Below are 18,074 nucleotides of genomic sequence, written 5' to 3' on the forward strand. Positions count from 1 at the left end.
CCCGCGACGGGCGGGCGGCGGTGCGGATCAGATGGGCTTGCCCTGCGACGGGCGGCCGGCCGCGTCGTGGGGTGCCATCGCCCGCGGGTCGTCGGCCGTGCGCGCCTGGGCCGCGTCGTCCGCCCAGTCCCGGCCGCGTTCGGTGTCCTGTTCCCGCCGGTCCCGGTCGGTGCTCTGCTGCCGGGTCTCCCGCTGCTGCGCCATGGCGATCCTCGCGATCCGTCGGGGCGCGGTTGCGCCGGTACGGTCTGCGGTCACCCGCCGCCTACCCGGGGCCCCCGGCGGCAAACACCGGGCGCGCCGGGGCCGCTTGCCGTCCCCGGGGACGGGTATAGCCGACACCGGCCTGCACCTCGCCGGGGCCGGAACAGGGCGACCCCCAGGACGTACGGAGGCGACATGGACGTGCGCGGCAGTGCGGTGACGATCCCGGCGCGTGACGCCGAACTCCCGGCCGACCTGCTGGTCCCGGCGGAGCCGGCCGGCGTGGTGCTCTTCGCGCACGGCAGCGGCAGCTCGCGGCACAGTCCGCGTAACACAGCCGTGGCGCACGTGCTCAACCGCAGCGCCCTCGGCACGGTGCTGGTCGACCTGCTGACCCCGGCCGAGGACCAGGTGGACGCCCGGACCGCCGAACTGCGCTTCGACATCCCGCTGCTCGCGGACCGGCTCGCCGCGATCGTGGACTGGTTGGCGGCCGAGCGTCCCTTCGGCGCGGTGCCGATCGGGCTGTTCGGGGCCAGCACCGGGGCCGCCGCGGCCCTGGTGGCGGCTGCCGCCCGGCCGGACCTCGTCGGCGCGGTGGTCTCCCGGGGTGGCCGCCCCGACCTGGCCGGCGCGGCCCTCGGGCAGGTACGCGCGCCCACGCTGCTGCTGGTCGGCGGCCTCGACGAGCAGGTGATCACGCTCAACGAGCAGGCGCAGGAGGCGTTGCCGGAGACGGCCGAGCTGACGGTGATCCCGGGGGCGACCCACCTCTTCGAGGAGCCCGGCACCCTGGAACAGGTCGCCCACTGCGCTGCCGACTGGTTCACCGCCCACCTGCCGGCCGCCCGCTGACCGCCCGCGCTCAGGGTCCGGCCGGGGCCGGCGCCGGGGGTGCCGGACGCTGGCGGTGCCGCTGGACGGTGTCGACGATCCGCCAGACGACGGCGGTGATCGGCACCGAGACGAAGGCCCCGGCGATGCCGGCGATCAGGGTGCCGGCGGTCACCGCCACCAGGATCACCGCCGGGTGCAGGCGTACCTGGCGTTTCATGATCAGCGGCTCCAGCAGGTTGCCCTCGATCTGCTGTACGGCGATCACGGCGGCCAGCACGAGCAGCGCGGTCACGGGCCCCTTCGCCGCGAGGGCGACCAGCACCGCCACGGCGCCGGCGACGGTCGCCCCGATGATCGGAACGAAGCCGCCGAAGAAGGTGATGAGCGCGAGCGGGAAGGCCAACGGCACCCGGAGCAGCACCAGCGCGATGCCGATGCCGATCGCGTCGATCGCGGCGATCATCATCGTGCCGCGGCTGTACGCGCCCAGCGTCCGCCAGCCCACCCGGCCCGCCTCGGCGGTCACCGCCCGGTTCGGCCCGGTCGCCCGGGACAGCGTCCAGTGCCACATGGACCGGCCGTCCTTGAGCAGGAAGAACAGCAGGACGAGCGCGAGCAGCGCCGAGCCGAGCACCTCCGCCGCCGTCCGGGCGCCGGAGACCGGGTCGACCGAGCCCTGCTCGACCTCCCGGCGGGCCTGGCCGAGCAGCCGGTCGAGCTGCTGGTCGGTGACCGGCAGCGTCGAGGTGACGAACTCGCGGGTGCGTTGCAGGCCCTGCCCCAGCTCCTGGCTCAACTCGCTGAACTGGCCCGCCGTGAGGCTCCACACCAGCGCGCCGACGCCGAACAGCAGGCCGACGAGCAGCAGCACGGTGAGCAGGGCGGCGAGCGCGGCGGGCAGCCGGAGCCGGCGCAGCGCGAGCTGCACCGGATCGAGCAGCGCGGTGAGGAACACGGTGGCGGCCAGCGCGATGGCCAGCGGCGCGAGCAGCACCGCGATCTTCCCGAGCAGGTACAGCCCGGCGACGATCACCACCAGGCAGGCGCTCCACACGACGGCCGAGCGGACCAGCCAGGGAAGCGCGGCCCACGTCTGCCGGCCGCCCGCGCCCCGGTCCGTCGTCTCCTCGGGCGTACGCCCGGCATCGTCTGCGACCACGTCGACCCTCCTCGATCTCCGGCGAGTCGTTACCCGGCCGGCGTCCTCCCGACACCCGCGAAGGAGTTCCGGCGCGGGCACCCGCCGCCGGAGGGGAGCCGGGGTACCCGCCGCGGGAGGGTGCGGGGCACCCGCCCGGTCCGCGTCCATCACCTGCGCGGCGCGCCGGAGGGGTGCTTCCTGCACGCTAGATGGGTCGCCGGAGTGCCGTCCGACCGTTTCGCGATCGCCCTGCGGCCGCCCGTCCCTCGCGTTTGCGTCCCCGACCTCAGGGAAGGCGGAGAGCGGACCCGGATTCGAGGAGGACCGATGAGCGACTTCATGGACAAGGCCAAGGACTTCGCCGACAAGCACGACAAGCAGGTCGACCAGGGCCTGGAGAAGGGCGGCGACATGGCCGACAAGCGCACGGGCGGCAAGTACGACGAGCAGATCGACAAGGGCGTCGACATGGCCCAGGCGCGTACCGGCGAGGGCGACCAGGCCCGCTGAGCCGTCGGGCCGTCCCGGGGCGTCGCGCTGTCGGCGGCCCGGGCGGTCGCCGGTGGAACGTCGACGCGTACCGCTAGCCAAGGATCGACCACTCTCGCTACTATCCGCAGTCGGAACATGACTCAAAGTGGAGTCGTCCCCGACCGGACCGGCGCCCACCCCTTGGGGCGCCGTGACGAGAGGAAATCATCCGGTGACCGAGGCCCCTGAGACGACCATCCCCCAGCGCTACCCGTTCAGCGATCCCGACCGGCTCAACCTCGACCCGCGCTACGCCCGGCTGCGCCAAGACGAACCGCTCACCCGGATCCGGATGCCGTACGGCGAGCCGGCCTGGCTCGCCACCCGGCACGCCGACGTCCGGACCGTGCTCGGCGACCCCCGGTTCAGCCGGGCCGCCTCCGTGGGCCGCGACGAGCCCCGCAACTCGCCACGGCAGCAGGAGGGCGGGATCCTGTCGATGGATCCGCCGGAGCACACCCGGCTGCGCCGGCTGGTGGCGAAGGCGTTCACCGCCCGGCGGGTGGAGGAACTGCGACCCCGGACCCGGCGGGTGGCCCACGAACTGGTCGACGGCATGCTCGCCGCCGGTCCGCCGGCCGACCTGGTGGAGCACCTGGCGACCCCGTTGCCGATCCGGGTCATCTGCGACCTGCTCGGCGTACCCGTGGCCGACCAGGGCCGTTTCCACACCTGGTCCGAGGCGATCGTGTCGACCACCTCGCTCAGCCCCGAGCGGGTCCAGGAGTACATCGACAGCCTGTTCGCGTACATGGGCGAGCTGATCGCGCGACGGCGCGAGCAGCCCACCGACGATCTGCTCGGCGCGATGGTCCGGGCCCGGGACGCCGACGACCGGCTCGCGGAGGACGAGGTCGTGCGGCTGGCCGCCGGGCTGCTCGCGGCCGGGCACGAGACGACCGTGACCCAGATCCCCAACTTCGTGTACGCGCTGCTCACCCACCCCGAGGAGTGGGCCCGGCTGCGGGCGCGGCCGGACCTGGTGCCCGGCGCCGTCGAGGAGCTGATGCGGTTCGTACCGCTCGGCGCGTCCGCGGCCTTCGCCCGCTACGCCGTGGAGGACGTCGATCTCGGCGGCGTGCTGGTGCGGGCCGGCGAGCCGGTGGTGGTGTCGATCCCGTCGGCCAACCGGGACGAGGCGGTCTTCGCCGAGCCGGACCAGCTCGACCTGACCCGGGAGGTCAACCCCCACCTCGGCTTCGGGCACGGGGTGCACCACTGCATCGGCGCGCAGCTCGCCCGGATGGAACTCCAGGTCGTCCTGGAGACGCTGATCGCCCGCACGCCCGAGCTGAGGCTGGCGGTGCCGGAGCCCGAACTGACCTGGAAGAGCGGCCTGCTGGTACGGGGGCTCGTCGCCATGCCGGTGAGCTGGTGAGCGCGATGGGTGCGACGAACGAGCAGTGGCGGGTGCACGTGGACCCGACCCGGTGCATCGGGTCCGGGATCTGCGCGGGCACCGCGCCGGAGCACTTCGTGCTGGTGCACGGCCTGGCCCGCCCCCTGGCGGAGCGGGTCGCGCCGGACGACGCGCTGGTGGACGCCGCCGATTCCTGCCCGATGGAGGCGGTCATCGTGTCCGAGGCGGACGGCCTGCGCCGGATCGCGCCGGAACCCTGACCGACGCGGCGGTCGTGGGACGTGCCCGCACCGCACGGTGCCACCGCCGCCGTACCCGGGAGGAGGAGCCACGAGGGCCGGCCCCCGGGTGGGGCCCGGCCCTCGTACGCGTCGGATCAGGAGGAGTAGCCGCGCTCGGCGATCCAGTCGGCGACCTTCTCCAGGGTCATCCAGTACTCGCCCTCGGCGGCGGCCGGGTCGGCGACCCGGATCAGGTCCCCACCGTCCCGGTAGCCCACCAGGGTCAGGTAGTGCCCACCCTCGTACGAGTGCGGGTTGCCGACCGTGTCGACGGCCGTGCCCTTGATGTTGGCCACCACCGGCCGGCCCTCGTCGAGGGCCGTGACGACGTCGGAGCGCAGCCGGTCGACCTGCTCCGGCTTGGCCACCGGGTGCGGGATCTCGGTGGTCCGGTACCTGTGGCCGGTCAGCTCGTTGAGCACGCGGGTGGTGTCCAGGGCCGAGGCGGTGCCGGCCTCGGTGGTGCCCAGCCGCTTCGCGACCTCGTCCTGAGGGAGCGCCTTGCCCAGCGCCGACAGGGCGATCCTGGTCGCGGCCGGGCCGCAGTAGTAGAAGTTGGGCTGCGCCTGGTACTCGACGCGGACGGTGCGCTCGGCGCGCCGGTCGACCCGGCCGCCCTTGTCGGTGTGCACCGCCCCAACCGGGTCGGCCGCCGCAGGTGCCGCCTGGGCGCTGGGCGCCGCACCCGCCAGGCATCCGCCGGCCACCAGCAGGCCCGCGACGGAGAGGCCGCTCTTCTGCACGATCGAATTCATGGGTCGGGCTCCAATCGGGGGGTTGACGCCTCCGGGGGACCGGAGGCGCACAGCACCGGGAAAGGCGCTCGGCTCGGGGACTCGAACGGCCCGGGAACGGTCAGGCCCACGGGCGTACTCGGGGGTGCAACCGCCCTGCTCCGCAGGGCATTCCGGAGGGCCTCGGACGGGGCGTGCCGTCCGCACGTGAGGTTCAACGGGACCACGGGCAGCACGATTCCGGCGTACGGATGCCGCGCGTCACAGGCCCACCGACGCCTCAGGGCCGGCGTTCCGGACCAACCCGCCGTCCCGCCGTTGGATGGGACGAACCGGTCAGGCGGTCACAGACTGCCCAGCAGGCGGGTCACGCTGATCTCGATGACCACCCGGTCCGGATTCGGGCGCGGCGTCCGGTAGCGCTCGGCGTAGCGGCGCTCGGCCTCGGCGACGGCCGGCCGGTCGGCGCGCACGACGGCCCGACCCTCGATGGTCAGCCAGCGCCGCCCGTCGACGTGGCAGACGGCCACCGGGGCGCCTGCGGGCCCGGCGGCGGCGACGTGTCGCGCCTTGCGGGACGCCCCGCCGGTGATCACCCGGGCCAGGCCGGCCGACGCGTCGAAGGTGACCCCCACCGGTACGACGTGCGGGGTGCCGTCCGCGCGCAGGGTGGTCAACGTGGCCAGGTGCCGTTCCCGGCAGAACGCGAGCACCCGCTCGTCGTGGGGCGCCAACCGGTGGTCGCCGGGCATGTCGGTCCCCTGTCTCGCGGTGCGGCACCGGTCACGGCACGCGGCGGTGGGCCCGGTCGGGATCGGCCGGTACGCCGGAGGCGGCCGGGGCGTCGGGCGCGCCGGTCAGCGCCCGGTTGGCGGCGCGGCGCTGCCGGACCAGCCGGCCGAGGTAGAGCAGCGCGCCGGTCAGTACCGCCATGTCGTCGAGGTAGATGGGGTCGGGCAGCAGGTCGATCGGCAGGACGGTGTAGGCCAGCGCGCCGTAGAAGGCGACCTTGCCGCTCACCCCGAGCGTGCCGAGCAGCCGGCGCGTGCGGATCACGCGGACGGCCAACACCACCGCGCCGGCCAGCGTGGCGACCGCCACGACGCCGACGAGCACCCACGCCTCCCGGGACACACCGTCACGCTAGCCCAACCGGACCGGTTCCGCCCGTCCCAGCCGGTCAGTGGGCGACGACCGCCCGTCCCGGCCGGTCAGTACGCGACGACCGCCGCCCGGCCCCGGGCGACCGACGGCACGTCGCGGCCGGTGACCACCGGGAACTCCCGGGTCTGCTCCGTCGCCCCCTCGATCAACGGCAGCAGCGACGGCGACTCCTCGGGGCGGCGGTTGACCGCGGCGAACGCCTCGTCCCGCAGGCTGCGCGCGGCCTCGGCGGCGGTCTCGGCGGCCCGCCATGCGTCCTGCTCCCGCTCCCGCGCCGCCCGCTGCCGGGCGAGCATGTTGTCCCGTACGGCCCGGCGCAGCACCAGCTCCTGCTCGACCGGGTGCAGCCGCGGGTCCCAGCCGTCGCGGTGCGCGAAGACGTCGCTGAGCTGCTCCACCGACAGCTCCTTGCGCCAGTACGCGTCGAGGGCGGCCCGGTGCAGGAAGCGCTCGCGCTCGGCGTACTCGGCGGGCGTCCGGACGGTACGCGGAAGGGGCATCGCCCCGGCGACCGTCAACCGGCGGACGTCCGCCTCCGCGGCCTCGTACGCCTGCCAGGCCGCCTCGACCTCCTCCTGCGCGGTCAGCCACTCGGCCCGCAGCCGGGCGGCGGTGGCGGCGGCCCGCTCCGCGGCGACCGAGATCTCTCCGGCGTAACGGGAACGTTCGCGCGCCTCCTCGGCCAGTTCCAGCTCGCTGGGCATCGCGGCGCGCCGGATACGGGAACCGGCGTCGAAGCGGAGTCGGCCGGGCCGCAGCAGCAGGCCGGCCACGGTGACGGCGACGACGCCGAGCAGGCTCAGCCAGATCACGGCGGCCCGGGGGACGTCGAGGAGGACGGAGGAGTACACGTCTTGCATGGTCAGCACCTCGCGATCGATCGAGAGGGATCGACAGGGGATCTGTGCCCGGCGTACGGGCGGGGTGGGCATCGGGCGCGCGTGCGGGGCGTACCGCGGCGGTGGTCTGGCGGGTGGACGCCGACGACGGGGAGACCGGAGCTGGGGCCGGGGCGGACGGACCTCCGGGCGCGCGACGGAAATTCCTCGCGGCCGGTGTCCCGGCTGCGGAGCGGTGGCCGCCGGGTCAGACGCCGGGCGGACCGCGCCGGGTAGGGACGCCCCGGCCGGGTTCGCGGGCGTGACCCTCCGGGCGGGCGTCCGCGACGGCGGGGGCGCCGGTCGGAGCGTCGGCGCGATGGATCGCCGCCGGGGCGGCGGTGTCGGTGGTCTGCTCGATGACCGGCTCGCGGCGCGGCAGCGGCTGCGCGGCCTGGGCGCTGGTGGCGACGGTGGCGGCGAACGGGCCGGTGGCAGACGGCGTCGGTGCGGCGGTGGCGCCTCCGAGGCCCACGGCGAGCACCAGCGCGGCGACCGCCAGCCGGGTCAGCTCGCGCAGGGAGCGCAGCGTGACCGACCAGAACGGGTCGACTGACGCTACGGACGGCACCGCTCCAACCTATCGCCCCGGACCGGATCGCGCAGCGCGGCGACGGCGTGTGAGCGGGTGACCGCCACCACGATGTCCGATGTGGATCAGGCGTCGACACGTGCGACGGCCCACCCGGTGGCGCGTCCGCCGGGTGGGCCGTCGTCGTGCGGGATGTGCGTCAGCCGTCGGTGCCGAGCACGGGCGGAGCGGCGACCGTGCCGTCCCCCCAGACCATGTCGTCCTCCGTCAGCCAGGTCAGCCGGCCGTCGGTGTCGTCGTCGTTCGTCGGGCTGCCGCCCAGTACGCCGGGGCGGCTCGCCCCGCCGCGGGCGCCGCCCGGTCGTCCCGTCCCGCTGGCCGCCCGGTCGCCGGCGCCCTGTCGTGCCCCGTTGTCGAAGCGCCGGCCCATGCCGGTCGCGGAGCGGTTGTCGGCCACCGGACTGCCGCCGGCGGACCGGATCGAAGCGGTCGGCGCACTGCCGCTCCCGGCGAGGGCTCCGGTGCCGAGTACGCCCGGACCACCCTGCCCGCCGAACTGGAGGCCCGCGCCGCCGGCCGAGGCCGTCGAGGTGCCGCCCAGCCCCACAGGGCCGGTCGCGCCGGTCAGCAGCGTGGCGCCGGCGAGGGAGGTGCCGGTCGTGACGCCGCCGGGAGTGCCGCTGCCCGGCTGCCCGACGCCGGTGCCGGGGGTGACCGTCCCCGAGCCGCCGCCCGGGCCGGAGCCGGGCCCAGTGGTGGTCGCGACGGTCGCGCTGCCCGGCTGCCCGGCGAGGCCGGACGCCTTCGGCGCGGCCGTCGGCGTGGTGGCGCCAGGGCCGCTGCGCGGGGTCGTCGAGGGGTCGCGGTTGGTCGTGCCCGGGATGTCGGGGTGCGGCGGTGGCGGTGGGACGAGCCGGCCGTAGGCGGAGAGGTCGTAGCCGGCGGCCAACTCGGCCACCACGTTGACCATGCGCTTGTGCGCCTTCTCCTGCTCGGCCTTGTCCTGCTGGTGACCCAGCAGCCCGCCGACCACCATGCCCGGCACGCCGAACATGGCGCCCTTGGCCGCGCCGGAGACCGCCCGGTCGTGGTCGTCGGTCTCCTCCGGGCTCTCCGCCTGCTGGCGGGCGGTGCGCAGCTCACCGGCCATCAGGGTCAGGCTCCGGCTCACGTCCGCCATGCCCTCGCCGAGCTTGTCGGCGTAGTCGGTGACGAGCGTCAACCGCCGCTGGAACTCCTGCGAGGCCGAGCCAGTCCAGGTGTTGGCGAGCTTGTCGAGGTCGCCGCTGAGCTCGCGGGACAGCCCGTCGAGAATGCCCTTGAGCGCCGTCCACTGCGCGGCGACGCCGTCGATCTGGCCCGGCTGGCCGGCCATCACGCCGTCGTAGAGCTGCTGGTGGCTGACGGGCTCGTAGCGCTGGGTGTACTCAGACACGCGGTGCCTCCTTCCGCTTCAGCGCGTCGTCCACCCCGTTCAGCACGGCGGCGATGTCGGCGGAGTTGGCCGCGTTGCGCTCCTCGGCGGTGCGGTAGTTGGCCAGGATCGTCGCGGTGGCGCTCTGCGCCGCTTTCACCGCGGCACGCAGCCGGTCGACCTGGTCCACGTAGGACTGCTGGATCTCGGAGTAGCGGCGGGAGTTCTCGGTGGCGTCGGCGAACGAGCCGAGCGCCGGGGGCCGGCACTGCATCTCGGTGCGCAGCTTCCGCAACGCCTTCTCCGCCTCGGTCAGCCGGTGGGCCAACTTCTGGTGGAAGTCTTCCAGGGACAGCAGGTCGACTGTCGTGCGCCCGGTCATGGCAGCATCCCCGTACGTCATCGTCGATAACCGTTGGCAGGGCTCAGGTTAGTCGACCGGTGCGACTCGGGCGACCCGCCACCGGCGTCGATCCCTCCGGCCTCAGCCATCCGCCCCGGGGCTGGGGGACGACGTGCCGGACGAGGCCGGCGCCCCGGACGTGGGCCCGGCGGAGGGCGTGGCCGACGTGCTCCCCGCGGAGGGCGTGGCCGACGCGTCGGACTTCTGCGGCCTGGGGCTGCCCGACGACCCGGCCTGGGCCGACGGCGCGGGACCAGGCGTGAAGTGGGCGAGCGCCTTGTCCCGCGAGAGGGTCGGCCCCGTGGGCACGAGAGCCAGCAGCGAGGCGGGTACGGCCAGCGGGGTGACCCCCTCGTAGCCCAGCGCCGACATCGCGCCGACGCCGAGCGGGTAACGGACGCCCTGGGCGGTGATCAGATGGACGGTGGTGCCGCGGGCGGCGGCGCCGCTCTCGCCGGACCCGGGCATGGACTGCACGAGCACGCCCTTGCCGCCGGGCAGCAGCACACCCTCGGCGGTACGCACGCCGTCGCGCGCGCTCTGCCGCACCGGAACCGCGCCGGGGGCGGCCAGCTCAGCCGGCACCCGGTCGAAGACCTCCAGCGTGGTGGTCGGCGGCCCGCCGTCGGTGCCCGCGCGGTAGGTCGCGCAGACCGCCGTCCGGCCGGCGGTGACCGGATGCAGCGCGGGCAGGGCCTGCGGCATCCCCTCCGCCTCCGCCCGCTGGTCGGTCAGCAGCTTGCCGGCCTCGGCCGGGGTGATGTCGGTGACCTGGCCGCCGTCGCGCAGCAGCAGCAGGGCGCTGATCTCGCCGATCGCGGAGAGGCCCTCCCGGGTGAGCACGTAGTGCTGGCCCGCCGCCCGGAAGACCTGGCCGACCTTGGCCGGGCGCTCGGTCAGGCTGCTGGCCTCGTCCTCGCCGGCGATCGCCGGCTGCCGCATGACCGGCCCGGCCGGCACGGCGTTGAGCAGCTGCTGCCCCACGGCCAGGCGGGGCGCGTTGGCCATCCGCAGCGCGGCGAGCGCGGAGTCGCCGCCCGTCACCCGCAACCGCCGGTCACCGGTGAGCAGGTGCCGCTGGCCGTCGGCCTCCACCAGCACGGCCCGGTCGCCGAGCGGCGTACCGCCGGGCAACGAGCGGTCGATCACCAGGCGGGTGCCGGAGCGGCGGGGGTCGGCCGGGTCCGGGACGTCGCAGACCGACCAGGGCAGGCCCGTCAGGGACTTGCGGTCCGGCAGCGCGTCCGGGGCGCCGACGATGCCGACCGTACGCCCCCGGGGCCGCTCCCGGATCGACGCCTGGGACATCGTGCGCACCTGCGGCGCCGGCTCGTTGATGATCAGTCGGGCCGAGGCGTAGTTGAGGGTGGGGTGCAACTGCCCGTCGACGAAGACGTACGTCGCCCCGGTCTCCCGCTCGATCACCAGCGTGTTCGGCTCCAGCGGCGCCGTGTTGCCGGTGAACTGCCCGTACGCGCCCACGCCCCCGAGCACCACAGCCGCGGCGATGACGCTGCCGACGACCGCCATGCCGAGCCGCCGCATCGGCAGGTTGCTGGTCTCCGGGTCGCCCGACAGCAGCGCCGAGACGATCCGGCGGGTGACGAAGCGGTACGCCTGCACCTGGTCGCGGCGGGTCCGCATGACTTACCTCCGGCGGGGGTGGGTCCGCGACGAGCAGGTCCGAGTCGGTGTCGCGGGCTTCCCTACGATAAGGGGCCGTCGGCGGGTCACCGGGACCAGCGCCCGACCCCGTCCGGCGGACGCTCCGCCGTCCAGAGAGGACTGTCAGCGATGACGCAGGTTCAGGCGCCACCCGGTCGTCCGGCACCGCAGCCGTCCGACGTCGCCGGGCGGCCGGTCGTCCCGGCCAACCGGCGCGACCGTGGTCGGATCGGACCGGTTGCCGTGGGCCAGCTCGTGGTGCTGGAGCTCTGCGCCCTGGCCGTCTGGGCGGCGCTGGGCGGGCCGGTCTGGCTCGCCGCCGTCGTCGGGGTACTGTCGCTGGCGGTGGTGGTCGCGGTCTTCACCCGCCGAGGCGGCCGCTGGTGGTACGAGGACCTGCTGCTGCGCCGGCGGCTGCGGCTGCGCAGGGAGGCGGCCAGGAGCACCGTCGCGGCGGGCGGCGGGACCGATCCGAGGCTGGCCGCCCTGGCCCCCGAGTTGACTGTGACGGAGCTCACGGACCGTGGCACGCGGCTCGGCATCGGGCAGGACGCGCAGGGCTGGTTCGCGGCGGTGGCGTTGCAGGAGCGCGCCGGGGCGCCCGCCGGATCGGTCGAGGCGTCGGTGCTGGACCGGGCGCTGCGCGTACTCGCCGACTTCACCGGCCCGGTCACCCGCGCCCAGGCGCTCTCACACACCCTGGTCTGGTACCCGTCGCCGGGGGCGCCGCCCGCGGCCCACCGGACGGTCTGGCTGGCGCTGCGGCTCTCCGTACGCGACGCCCGCGTGGAGACCGTCAGCCGGGGCGGCGGCATGCCGGGCGTACACCGCACGCTGGCCGCCGGGATCGGCCGGCTGGGCAAGGCGCTGACCGCGGCCGGGCTCGCCCACCGGCCGCTCAGCCGCGACGAGCTGCGCGCGGCGGTGGTCTCGGCGGCCGGGCTGGACCTCGCGCCGACGCCGCCGGCGGAGACCTGGACCGGCCTGCGCGGCGGCGGCTGGACCCAGCGCTGCCTCGTCCTGCGGCCCCGGTCCGACGCGCCGTTCGGCCCGCTGGTGGACGCGGTGACGTCGACGTCCGCCCCCTCGCACACGCTGGCCGTCGTGGTGCTGCCGGGCGGACGGCTCGCCGCGCCGATGCTCCGGGTGGCGGCGCCCGACGAGCACGTGGAGGCGCTGGTCAAGGCGGTACGGGAGGTGGCGCGCCGGTCGGGCGCCCCGGCCCGCCCGATGGACGGCCAGCACGGCCCGGGCGTCTACGCCACGGCCCCGGCCGCCACCACCGTCGTCACCCTGCACCCGACCGACTGAGGCCGGGGGCCGGACGGGGTGGGTCAGGGCCGGAGGTTGACGATCCAGCCGTAGAGCCCGACGACCCAGACGGCCAGCGGGACCAGGGCGATGATCAGCATGATCTCCACGATGTCGAGCAGCCGGCCCCAGACCGGGGAGATCCGCTTGCCGGCCACGGTGAGCCCGTAGATCAGGCTCACCACGGCCGCGAGCACCAGGCCGCCGAGGATCAGGCCGAGGCGTACCGACGTCGAGCCGTTGCCGAACGTCGCGGCGGCGGTCAGGCCGAGCCCCGCGCTGCCGGCGAACAGCACCGGGGTGCGCTGGGCGCGGCCCAGGAACGGACGGGCCCGCAGCAGCGACAGCAGCGACAGCACCAGGCAGAGCAGCACCGCCGGCAGGCTGCCGTGCAGCGCGAGCACCACCTGCGCGCCGAGCACCAGCAGCGACACCGTCCAGAGCAGACCCGTCAGGAACTCGTCGGCCCGCTCGCTGAGCTGGAGGACCTGCCGGCCGTCCACCGTCTCGGTGTCGCTCTTCAGGTCGTCGGGGCCGGTCGGGATGGACGGCACCGGCAGCCGCGCCAGCCGGTACGCCGCCATCGGCAGCGCCGGCACGGCGCCGAACGCGACCGCGGCGACGACGGCGGCGGCAGCCGGCGCACCGGTGTCGAAGACCAGGCTGACCAGCGCACCGAACCCGGTGCCGGCGCTGACCGCGACCGCGCCGAAGAAGAGCGGAAGCCGGTCGCCGACGGCCAACGCGGCCACCGCCGCGCAGACCATCACCGCCGTGGCGCCGAGGAGCACGTGCGGGGCGGCCAGCTCGGTCAGCGGACGGTCGCCGGCGAGCAGCAGCAGGCCGCCGACGCCGGCGTACGCCAGACCGACGGCCCCCAGCACCGACCCGGTCGCGCTGTCGGCGGCGGCCCGGGACAACACGGCCGCGGTGACCACCAGGGCGACCGCGACGACCAGCGCGGCCAGCGCGCCCGGCAGGTGCGGCGGCCCGGTGAACAGCGTCGCCACCGCGCCGGCACCGAGCGCCACGGCGGCGAAGAGCACCGCGAAGGACCGGGTGGTGCCGACCTGCCAGGCCCCGGGTCGCTGGTTGGTGGCGGTGGCCACGGCGTCGACCACGTCGTCGAAGACGATCTCCGGCGCGGTGGCGGACCGGGGGTTGAAGTAGAGCACCTCGCCGTCGCGGACACCGAGCTGCGCGGCGGTACGGCCGCCGTCGAGCGGCTGCCCGCCCAGCCGGGCCAGACTCCAGCCGCCGTGGCGCACCCCCTCGTCGGCCAGGTCCTCGCCCGCGTAACGCAGCAGAGTGGGCAGCAGGTCGGCGAGCGGTACGTCCGATGGCAGCGCGAGGTCCATCCGGGTGCGGGGCGCCACGATGGTGATCCGGCTCAGGCCGCCGGTCGCCGTCTTCGTCGCCACAGTGGCCTCCTCGCGCTCTCTACGATCACCCCTGGCCGGTGGTGCCGACGCACGGGTTCCTGACGCCCACGGGAGATTACCTACGATGGCGGGCACGTACGATGCCCACCCGACGACTCCGGTCGCTCACCGAACTTCATCAGGGCCGCTTCTGGGAGGAGACAGCCGTGAGCACGGTGGTGTTCCGCCGGCTCCCGCGTCAGCCGGGGCCTGCGCTGCCACGAGGCGAGGTGCTGCTGGAGTCGCCTCCGGAGCTGCCCGAGCCGACCCCGCGCGGGATGGGGCAGCTGCTGATGATCCTGCCCATGGTCTGCGGCGTGGGCGCCATGGCGTTCCTCTACGCCGGCCGGGGCGGCGGCACGATGACCTACATCGCCGGCGGCCTCTTCGGTGTCTCGATGCTGGGCATGGCGATCGGTTCGCTCAGCCACGGCAACAACGACAAGGCCGAACTCAACGCCGACCGGCGCGACTACATGCGTTACCTGGCCCAGATGCGCAAGCGCACCCGGCGCGCCGCCGAGCAGCAGCGGGCGGCGATGGCCTGGCGGCACCCGGAACCCGACGCGCTCTGGTCGATCGCCGCCTCCCGCCGGCTGTGGGAGCGGCGGATCACCGAGGACGACTTCGGCGAGACCCGGATCGCCACCGGCCCGCAGCGCCTGGCCGTGGAGATCGTCCCGCCGGAGACCAAGCCGGTCGAGGACCTGGAGCCGATGAGCGCCATCGCGCTGCGTCGCTTCGTCCGCGCCCACTCGAACGTGCCGGACCTGCCGACCGCGCTCTCGGTGCGGGCGTTCAGCCGGGTGGTGCTGCGCGGCGACCGGGAGCCGGTGCTCGACCTGACCCGGGCGGCGCTCGGCCAGCTCGCCACCTTCCACGCCCCGGACGACATGGTCGTCGCGATCGTCGCCGCGCCGGACCGGCAGCCGTCCTGGGACTGGGTGAAGTGGCTGCCGCACAACCACCACAGTGCCCGGACCGACGCGGCAGGCGCCCGCCGGATGGTCTTCGCGAGCCTCGCCGAGGCCGAGGAGGCGCTCGCCGCCGAGCTGGCCGGCCGGCCCCGGTTCGCCCCGGAGGCGAAGCCGCTGACCACCGCGCCGCACCTCGTCGTGGTGATCGACGGCGGCGAGGTCTCGGCGGCCTGCCAGCTCATGGGACCGGGGCTGCTCGGCGCGACCGTGATCGACCTCTCCGGCACCGTGCCCCGCGACGCCGGCCGCTGGCTGCTCTGCCTCGACGTGGGCGACGGCAGCTTCCTCGAACTGGTCCGCGGCACCTCCTCGTCGCGGCTCGGCCGGCCCGACCGGCTCACCGAGGCCGCCGCCGAGGGGCTGGCCCGGCAGATCGCCCCGTTCCGGCTGTCGCAGCAGCAGACCACGTCGGAGGAGCCGCTGGCCAAGAGCATGGAGCTGCCGGACCTGCTCGGCGTCGGCGACGCCGCCGCGGTCGACGTGCAGCAGACCTGGCGCCCGCGCAGCCACCGCGACCGGCTGCGCATCCCGCTCGGCGTCGGGCCGGACGGCAACGTGGTCGAGCTGGACTTCAAGGAGTCCGCGCACGAGGGCATGGGCCCGCACGGCCTGATCATCGGCGCGACCGGCTCCGGCAAGAGCGAGCTGCTGCGTACGATCGTCGGCGCGCTGGCGGTGACGCACTCCTCCGAGGAGCTCAACTTCGTCCTGGTCGACTTCAAGGGCGGCGCCACGTTCGCCTCGCTGGACGCGCTGCCGCACACCAGCGCGGTCATCACCAACCTGGCCGACGAGCTGCCGCTGGTCGACCGCATGAAGGACGCCCTGGCCGGCGAGATGACCCGCCGCCAGGAGGTGCTGCGGGCCGCCGGCAACTACGTCTCCCGCTACGACTACGAGAAGGCCCGCGCCGCCGGCGAACCGCTGGACCCGATGCCGAGCCTGCTCATCATCTGTGACGAGTTCAGCGAGCTGCTCGCCGCGAAGCCCGACTTCATCGACCTCTTCGTGATGATCGGCCGGTTGGGCCGGTCGCTCGGCGTGCACCTGCTGCTCGCCTCGCAGCGGCTGGAGGAGGGCAAGCTGCGCGGCCTCGACACCCACCTGTCGTACCGGATCGGTCTGCGTACCTTCTCGGCGGTGGAGAGCCGGATCGTGCTCGGCGTGCCGGACGCGTACGAGCTGCCGAACGCCCCCGGCCACGGCTACCTGAAGACCGACACCAGCACGATGCTGCGGTTCCGGGCCGCGTACGTGTCCGGACCGTACCGGGCGCCGGGGCAGGCCGCCGCGTCGTCGCGGGCGCTGGTGCAGCGCCGCATCGTCCGGTACGGGGTCGACTTCGTACCGGTGCAGAACCCGACCCTGCCGGTGCCGGACGCGCCCGAGCCGGAGCAGCCCGCCGACGGCAAGGCCCTGGCGATGCTGGACGTGCTGATCGACCGGCTCAAGGGGCGGGGCCGCCCGGCGCACCAGGTCTGGCTGCCGCCGCTGGCGGAGCCGCCGGGCCTGGGCGAGCTGCTGCCGCCGCTGAGCGTCGACCCGAGGTTCGGCCTCTGCACCGCCTCGTGGGGCGGTCGCGGGCGGCTGGCCGCGCCGATCGGCATCGTGGACCGGCCGTACGAGCAGCGCCGTGACCCGATGCTCGTGGACCTGGCCGGCGCCGGCGGCAACGTGGTGATCGTGGGCGCCTCGCTGAGCGGCAAGAGCACCATGCTGCGCTCGATGCTCGCCTCGTTGGCGCTCACCCACACCCCGCGCGAGGTGCAGTTCTTCTGCCTCGACTTCGGCGGTGGCGCGTTGCGCAGCCTGGACGGGCTGCCGCACACGGCCGGCGTGGCCGGGCGGCGGGACACCGAGGCGGTGCGCCGTACGGTGGCCGAGGTGGTGGCCGTCCTCGATGAGCGGGAGAACCGGTTCGCCCAGCACGGCATCGACTCGGTGGCCAGCTACCGCCGGCGCCGGGCGGCCGGGGAGTTCGCCGACGACCCGTTCGGCGACGTCTTCCTCGTCGTCGACGGCTGGAACACCCTGCGCCAGGAGTACGAGGAGCTGGAGCAGACCATCACCACCCTGGCCAACCGTGGCCTGGGCTTCGGCGTGCACGTGGTGCTGACCGCCGTGCGGTGGGCGGAGATCCGGATCAACATGCGGGACCTGCTCGGCACGAAGCTGGAGCTGCGTCTCGGTGACCCCAACGAGTCGGAGATCGACCGGCGGGCGGCGGCGAACGTCCCGACCGGCTCGCCCGGGCGCGGCCTCACCCGCGACAAGCTGCACTTCCTGACCGCGATCTCGCGGATCGACGGCCGGCGCGACATCGACGACCTGACCGAGGCGTCCGTCGCCCTGTCCCGGCACGTCGCGGAGGCGTGGCAGGGCCAGCCGGCGCCGAAGGTGCGGCTGCTGCCCCGCAAGCTGGCCGTCACCGAGCTGGCCCGGGTCGTCGACCGGTCGGCGCCGGGCCTGCCCATCGGGGTGAACGAGTCGGCGCTGGCCCCGGTCTACCTCGACCTCGTCAACGAGCCGCACCTGACGGTCTTCGGCGACGCCGAGTGCGGGAAGACCAACCTGCTGCGGCTGATCGCGCGGGGCATCACCGAGCGCTACACCCCGGCGCAGGCCCGGCTGGTCATCGCCGACTACCGGCGCGGTCTGCTCGGCGCGGTCGAGGGGGACCACCTGCTCGACTACGCGCCCTCGAACCAGGTGTTCGCGCAGGGGCTCGGCTCGATCCGCAGCGCGCTGTCCAACCGGCTGCCCGGCCCGGACGTCACCACCGCGCAGCTGCGTGACCGCAGCTGGTGGAAGGGACCGGACCTCTACATCCTGGTCGACGACTACGACCTGGTCGCCTCGGGCGGCAGCAACCCGCTCAGCGCCCTGCACGAGCTGCTGCCCCAGGCCCGCGACATCGGCCTGCACCTGATCATCACCCGGCGGGTGGGCGGCGTGGCCCGGGCGCTCTACGAGCCGGTCCTGCAACGCCTGCGCGAGCTGGACCAGCCCGGCCTGCTGATGTCCGGCAACCGGGAGGAGGGCGCGGTCTTCGGCACGCTGCGGCCGAGCCCGCAGCCGCCCGGCCGGGGCACGCTGGTGCGCCGGCGCGACGGCCAGCAGCTCATCCAGACCGCCTGGTCGGAACCGGCCTGAGGCATCTCCCACCGGTCGGCGGGACCGCCCGGGGTGACGGCATCCGGTAACCTGCGGCACGAGCGCCG

General features: G+C 75.0%; 17 protein-coding genes. 6 read left to right on the plus strand and 11 right to left on the minus strand.

The genetic code is table 11. The features are described 5' to 3' along the window. Positions 1–27: 27 nt before the first annotated feature. Positions 28–204: a hypothetical protein gene (locus ACGFIR_RS03725; RefSeq protein WP_393143022.1), complete on the minus strand. Its 177-nt coding sequence runs from the start codon at positions 202–204 to the stop codon at positions 28–30. Between the two features lie 195 nt (positions 205–399). Between ACGFIR_RS03725 and ACGFIR_RS03730 the strand changes: the two genes are divergently transcribed. After that, positions 400–1,059: a dienelactone hydrolase family protein gene (locus tag ACGFIR_RS03730; protein WP_393000659.1), complete on the plus strand. Its 660-nt coding sequence runs from the start codon at positions 400–402 to the stop codon at positions 1,057–1,059. A 10-nt stretch (positions 1,060–1,069) separates the two neighbouring features. On the opposite strand, the gene ACGFIR_RS03735 is transcribed toward ACGFIR_RS03730, so the two are convergent. Beyond that, positions 1,070–2,200, minus strand: a complete 1,131-nt coding sequence (locus tag ACGFIR_RS03735) for an AI-2E family transporter (protein ID WP_393143024.1) — start codon at positions 2,198–2,200, stop codon at positions 1,070–1,072. Positions 2,201–2,509: 309 nt separating this feature from the next. On the opposite strand from ACGFIR_RS03735, the gene ACGFIR_RS03740 reads away from it, so the two are divergent. The 3 genes from ACGFIR_RS03740 to ACGFIR_RS03750 all read left to right on the plus strand — a co-directional run bounded on the left by ACGFIR_RS03740 (position 2,510) and on the right by ACGFIR_RS03750 (position 4,333). After that, positions 2,510–2,692 (plus strand): antitoxin, encoded by a 183-nt coding sequence (locus ACGFIR_RS03740; protein ID WP_393000655.1) that lies wholly within the window; start codon positions 2,510–2,512, stop codon positions 2,690–2,692. A gap of 193 nt (positions 2,693–2,885) precedes the next feature. Then, a complete protein-coding gene (locus ACGFIR_RS03745; protein ID WP_393143026.1) occupies positions 2,886–4,091 on the plus strand; it encodes a cytochrome P450 in 1,206 nt (401 codons plus the stop codon). Between the two features lie 5 nt (positions 4,092–4,096). After that, complete coding sequence (locus tag ACGFIR_RS03750; RefSeq protein WP_393143028.1) at positions 4,097–4,333, plus strand: ferredoxin; 237 nt, start codon at positions 4,097–4,099, stop codon at positions 4,331–4,333. Positions 4,334–4,449: 116 nt separating this feature from the next. On the opposite strand, the gene ACGFIR_RS03755 is transcribed toward ACGFIR_RS03750, so the two are convergent. The 8 genes from ACGFIR_RS03755 to eccB form a co-directional block, all read right to left on the minus strand. After that, the gene (locus ACGFIR_RS03755; RefSeq protein WP_393143030.1) at positions 4,450–5,109 is read right to left on the minus strand and encodes a C39 family peptidase; all 660 of its coding nucleotides are present in this window, start codon (positions 5,107–5,109) and stop codon (positions 4,450–4,452) included. Between the two features lie 323 nt (positions 5,110–5,432). Further along, a complete protein-coding gene (locus tag ACGFIR_RS03760) occupies positions 5,433–5,840 on the minus strand; it encodes a pyridoxamine 5'-phosphate oxidase family protein (protein WP_393000647.1) in 408 nt (135 codons plus the stop codon). A gap of 31 nt (positions 5,841–5,871) precedes the next feature. Then, the gene (locus tag ACGFIR_RS03765) at positions 5,872–6,222 is read right to left on the minus strand and encodes a DUF1232 domain-containing protein (RefSeq protein WP_393000645.1); all 351 of its coding nucleotides are present in this window, start codon (positions 6,220–6,222) and stop codon (positions 5,872–5,874) included. Positions 6,223–6,299: 77 nt separating this feature from the next. Further along, positions 6,300–7,112, minus strand: a complete 813-nt coding sequence (locus tag ACGFIR_RS03770; protein WP_393143032.1) for a hypothetical protein — start codon at positions 7,110–7,112, stop codon at positions 6,300–6,302. A gap of 226 nt (positions 7,113–7,338) precedes the next feature. Continuing rightward, the gene (locus ACGFIR_RS03775) at positions 7,339–7,701 is read right to left on the minus strand and encodes a hypothetical protein (protein ID WP_393143034.1); all 363 of its coding nucleotides are present in this window, start codon (positions 7,699–7,701) and stop codon (positions 7,339–7,341) included. Between the two features lie 160 nt (positions 7,702–7,861). Continuing rightward, positions 7,862–9,097: a WXG100 family type VII secretion target gene (locus ACGFIR_RS03780; RefSeq protein ID WP_393000639.1), complete on the minus strand. Its 1,236-nt coding sequence runs from the start codon at positions 9,095–9,097 to the stop codon at positions 7,862–7,864. Next, positions 9,090–9,458 carry a hypothetical protein gene (locus tag ACGFIR_RS03785; RefSeq protein ID WP_393000637.1) on the minus strand — a complete coding sequence of 123 codons (369 nt, stop codon included), beginning with the start codon at positions 9,456–9,458 and terminating at the stop codon, positions 9,090–9,092. The genes ACGFIR_RS03780 and ACGFIR_RS03785 overlap by 8 nt, the downstream gene beginning before the upstream one ends. 102 nt (positions 9,459–9,560) lie before the next feature. Further along, the gene (gene eccB / locus ACGFIR_RS03790; RefSeq protein WP_393143036.1) at positions 9,561–11,123 is read right to left on the minus strand and encodes a type VII secretion protein EccB; all 1,563 of its coding nucleotides are present in this window, start codon (positions 11,121–11,123) and stop codon (positions 9,561–9,563) included. A 150-nt stretch (positions 11,124–11,273) separates the two neighbouring features. Between eccB and ACGFIR_RS03795 the strand changes: the two genes are divergently transcribed. Continuing rightward, positions 11,274–12,455 carry a type VII secretion protein EccE gene (locus ACGFIR_RS03795; protein WP_393000633.1) on the plus strand — a complete coding sequence of 394 codons (1,182 nt, stop codon included), beginning with the start codon at positions 11,274–11,276 and terminating at the stop codon, positions 12,453–12,455. Between the two features lie 23 nt (positions 12,456–12,478). On the opposite strand, the gene eccD is transcribed toward ACGFIR_RS03795, so the two are convergent. Further along, positions 12,479–13,876 carry a type VII secretion integral membrane protein EccD gene (gene eccD, locus ACGFIR_RS03800; protein WP_393143038.1) on the minus strand — a complete coding sequence of 466 codons (1,398 nt, stop codon included), beginning with the start codon at positions 13,874–13,876 and terminating at the stop codon, positions 12,479–12,481. A gap of 167 nt (positions 13,877–14,043) precedes the next feature. On the opposite strand from eccD, the gene eccCa reads away from it, so the two are divergent. Further along, positions 14,044–18,006, plus strand: coding sequence for a type VII secretion protein EccCa (gene eccCa, locus ACGFIR_RS03805; RefSeq protein WP_393000629.1), 3,963 nt, complete (start codon positions 14,044–14,046; stop codon positions 18,004–18,006). Positions 18,007–18,074 lie beyond the last annotated feature (68 nt).

The organism is Micromonospora sp. NPDC049051 (assembly GCF_043197575.1).
Taxonomy (GTDB): Bacteria; Actinomycetota; Actinomycetes; order Mycobacteriales; family Micromonosporaceae; genus Micromonospora.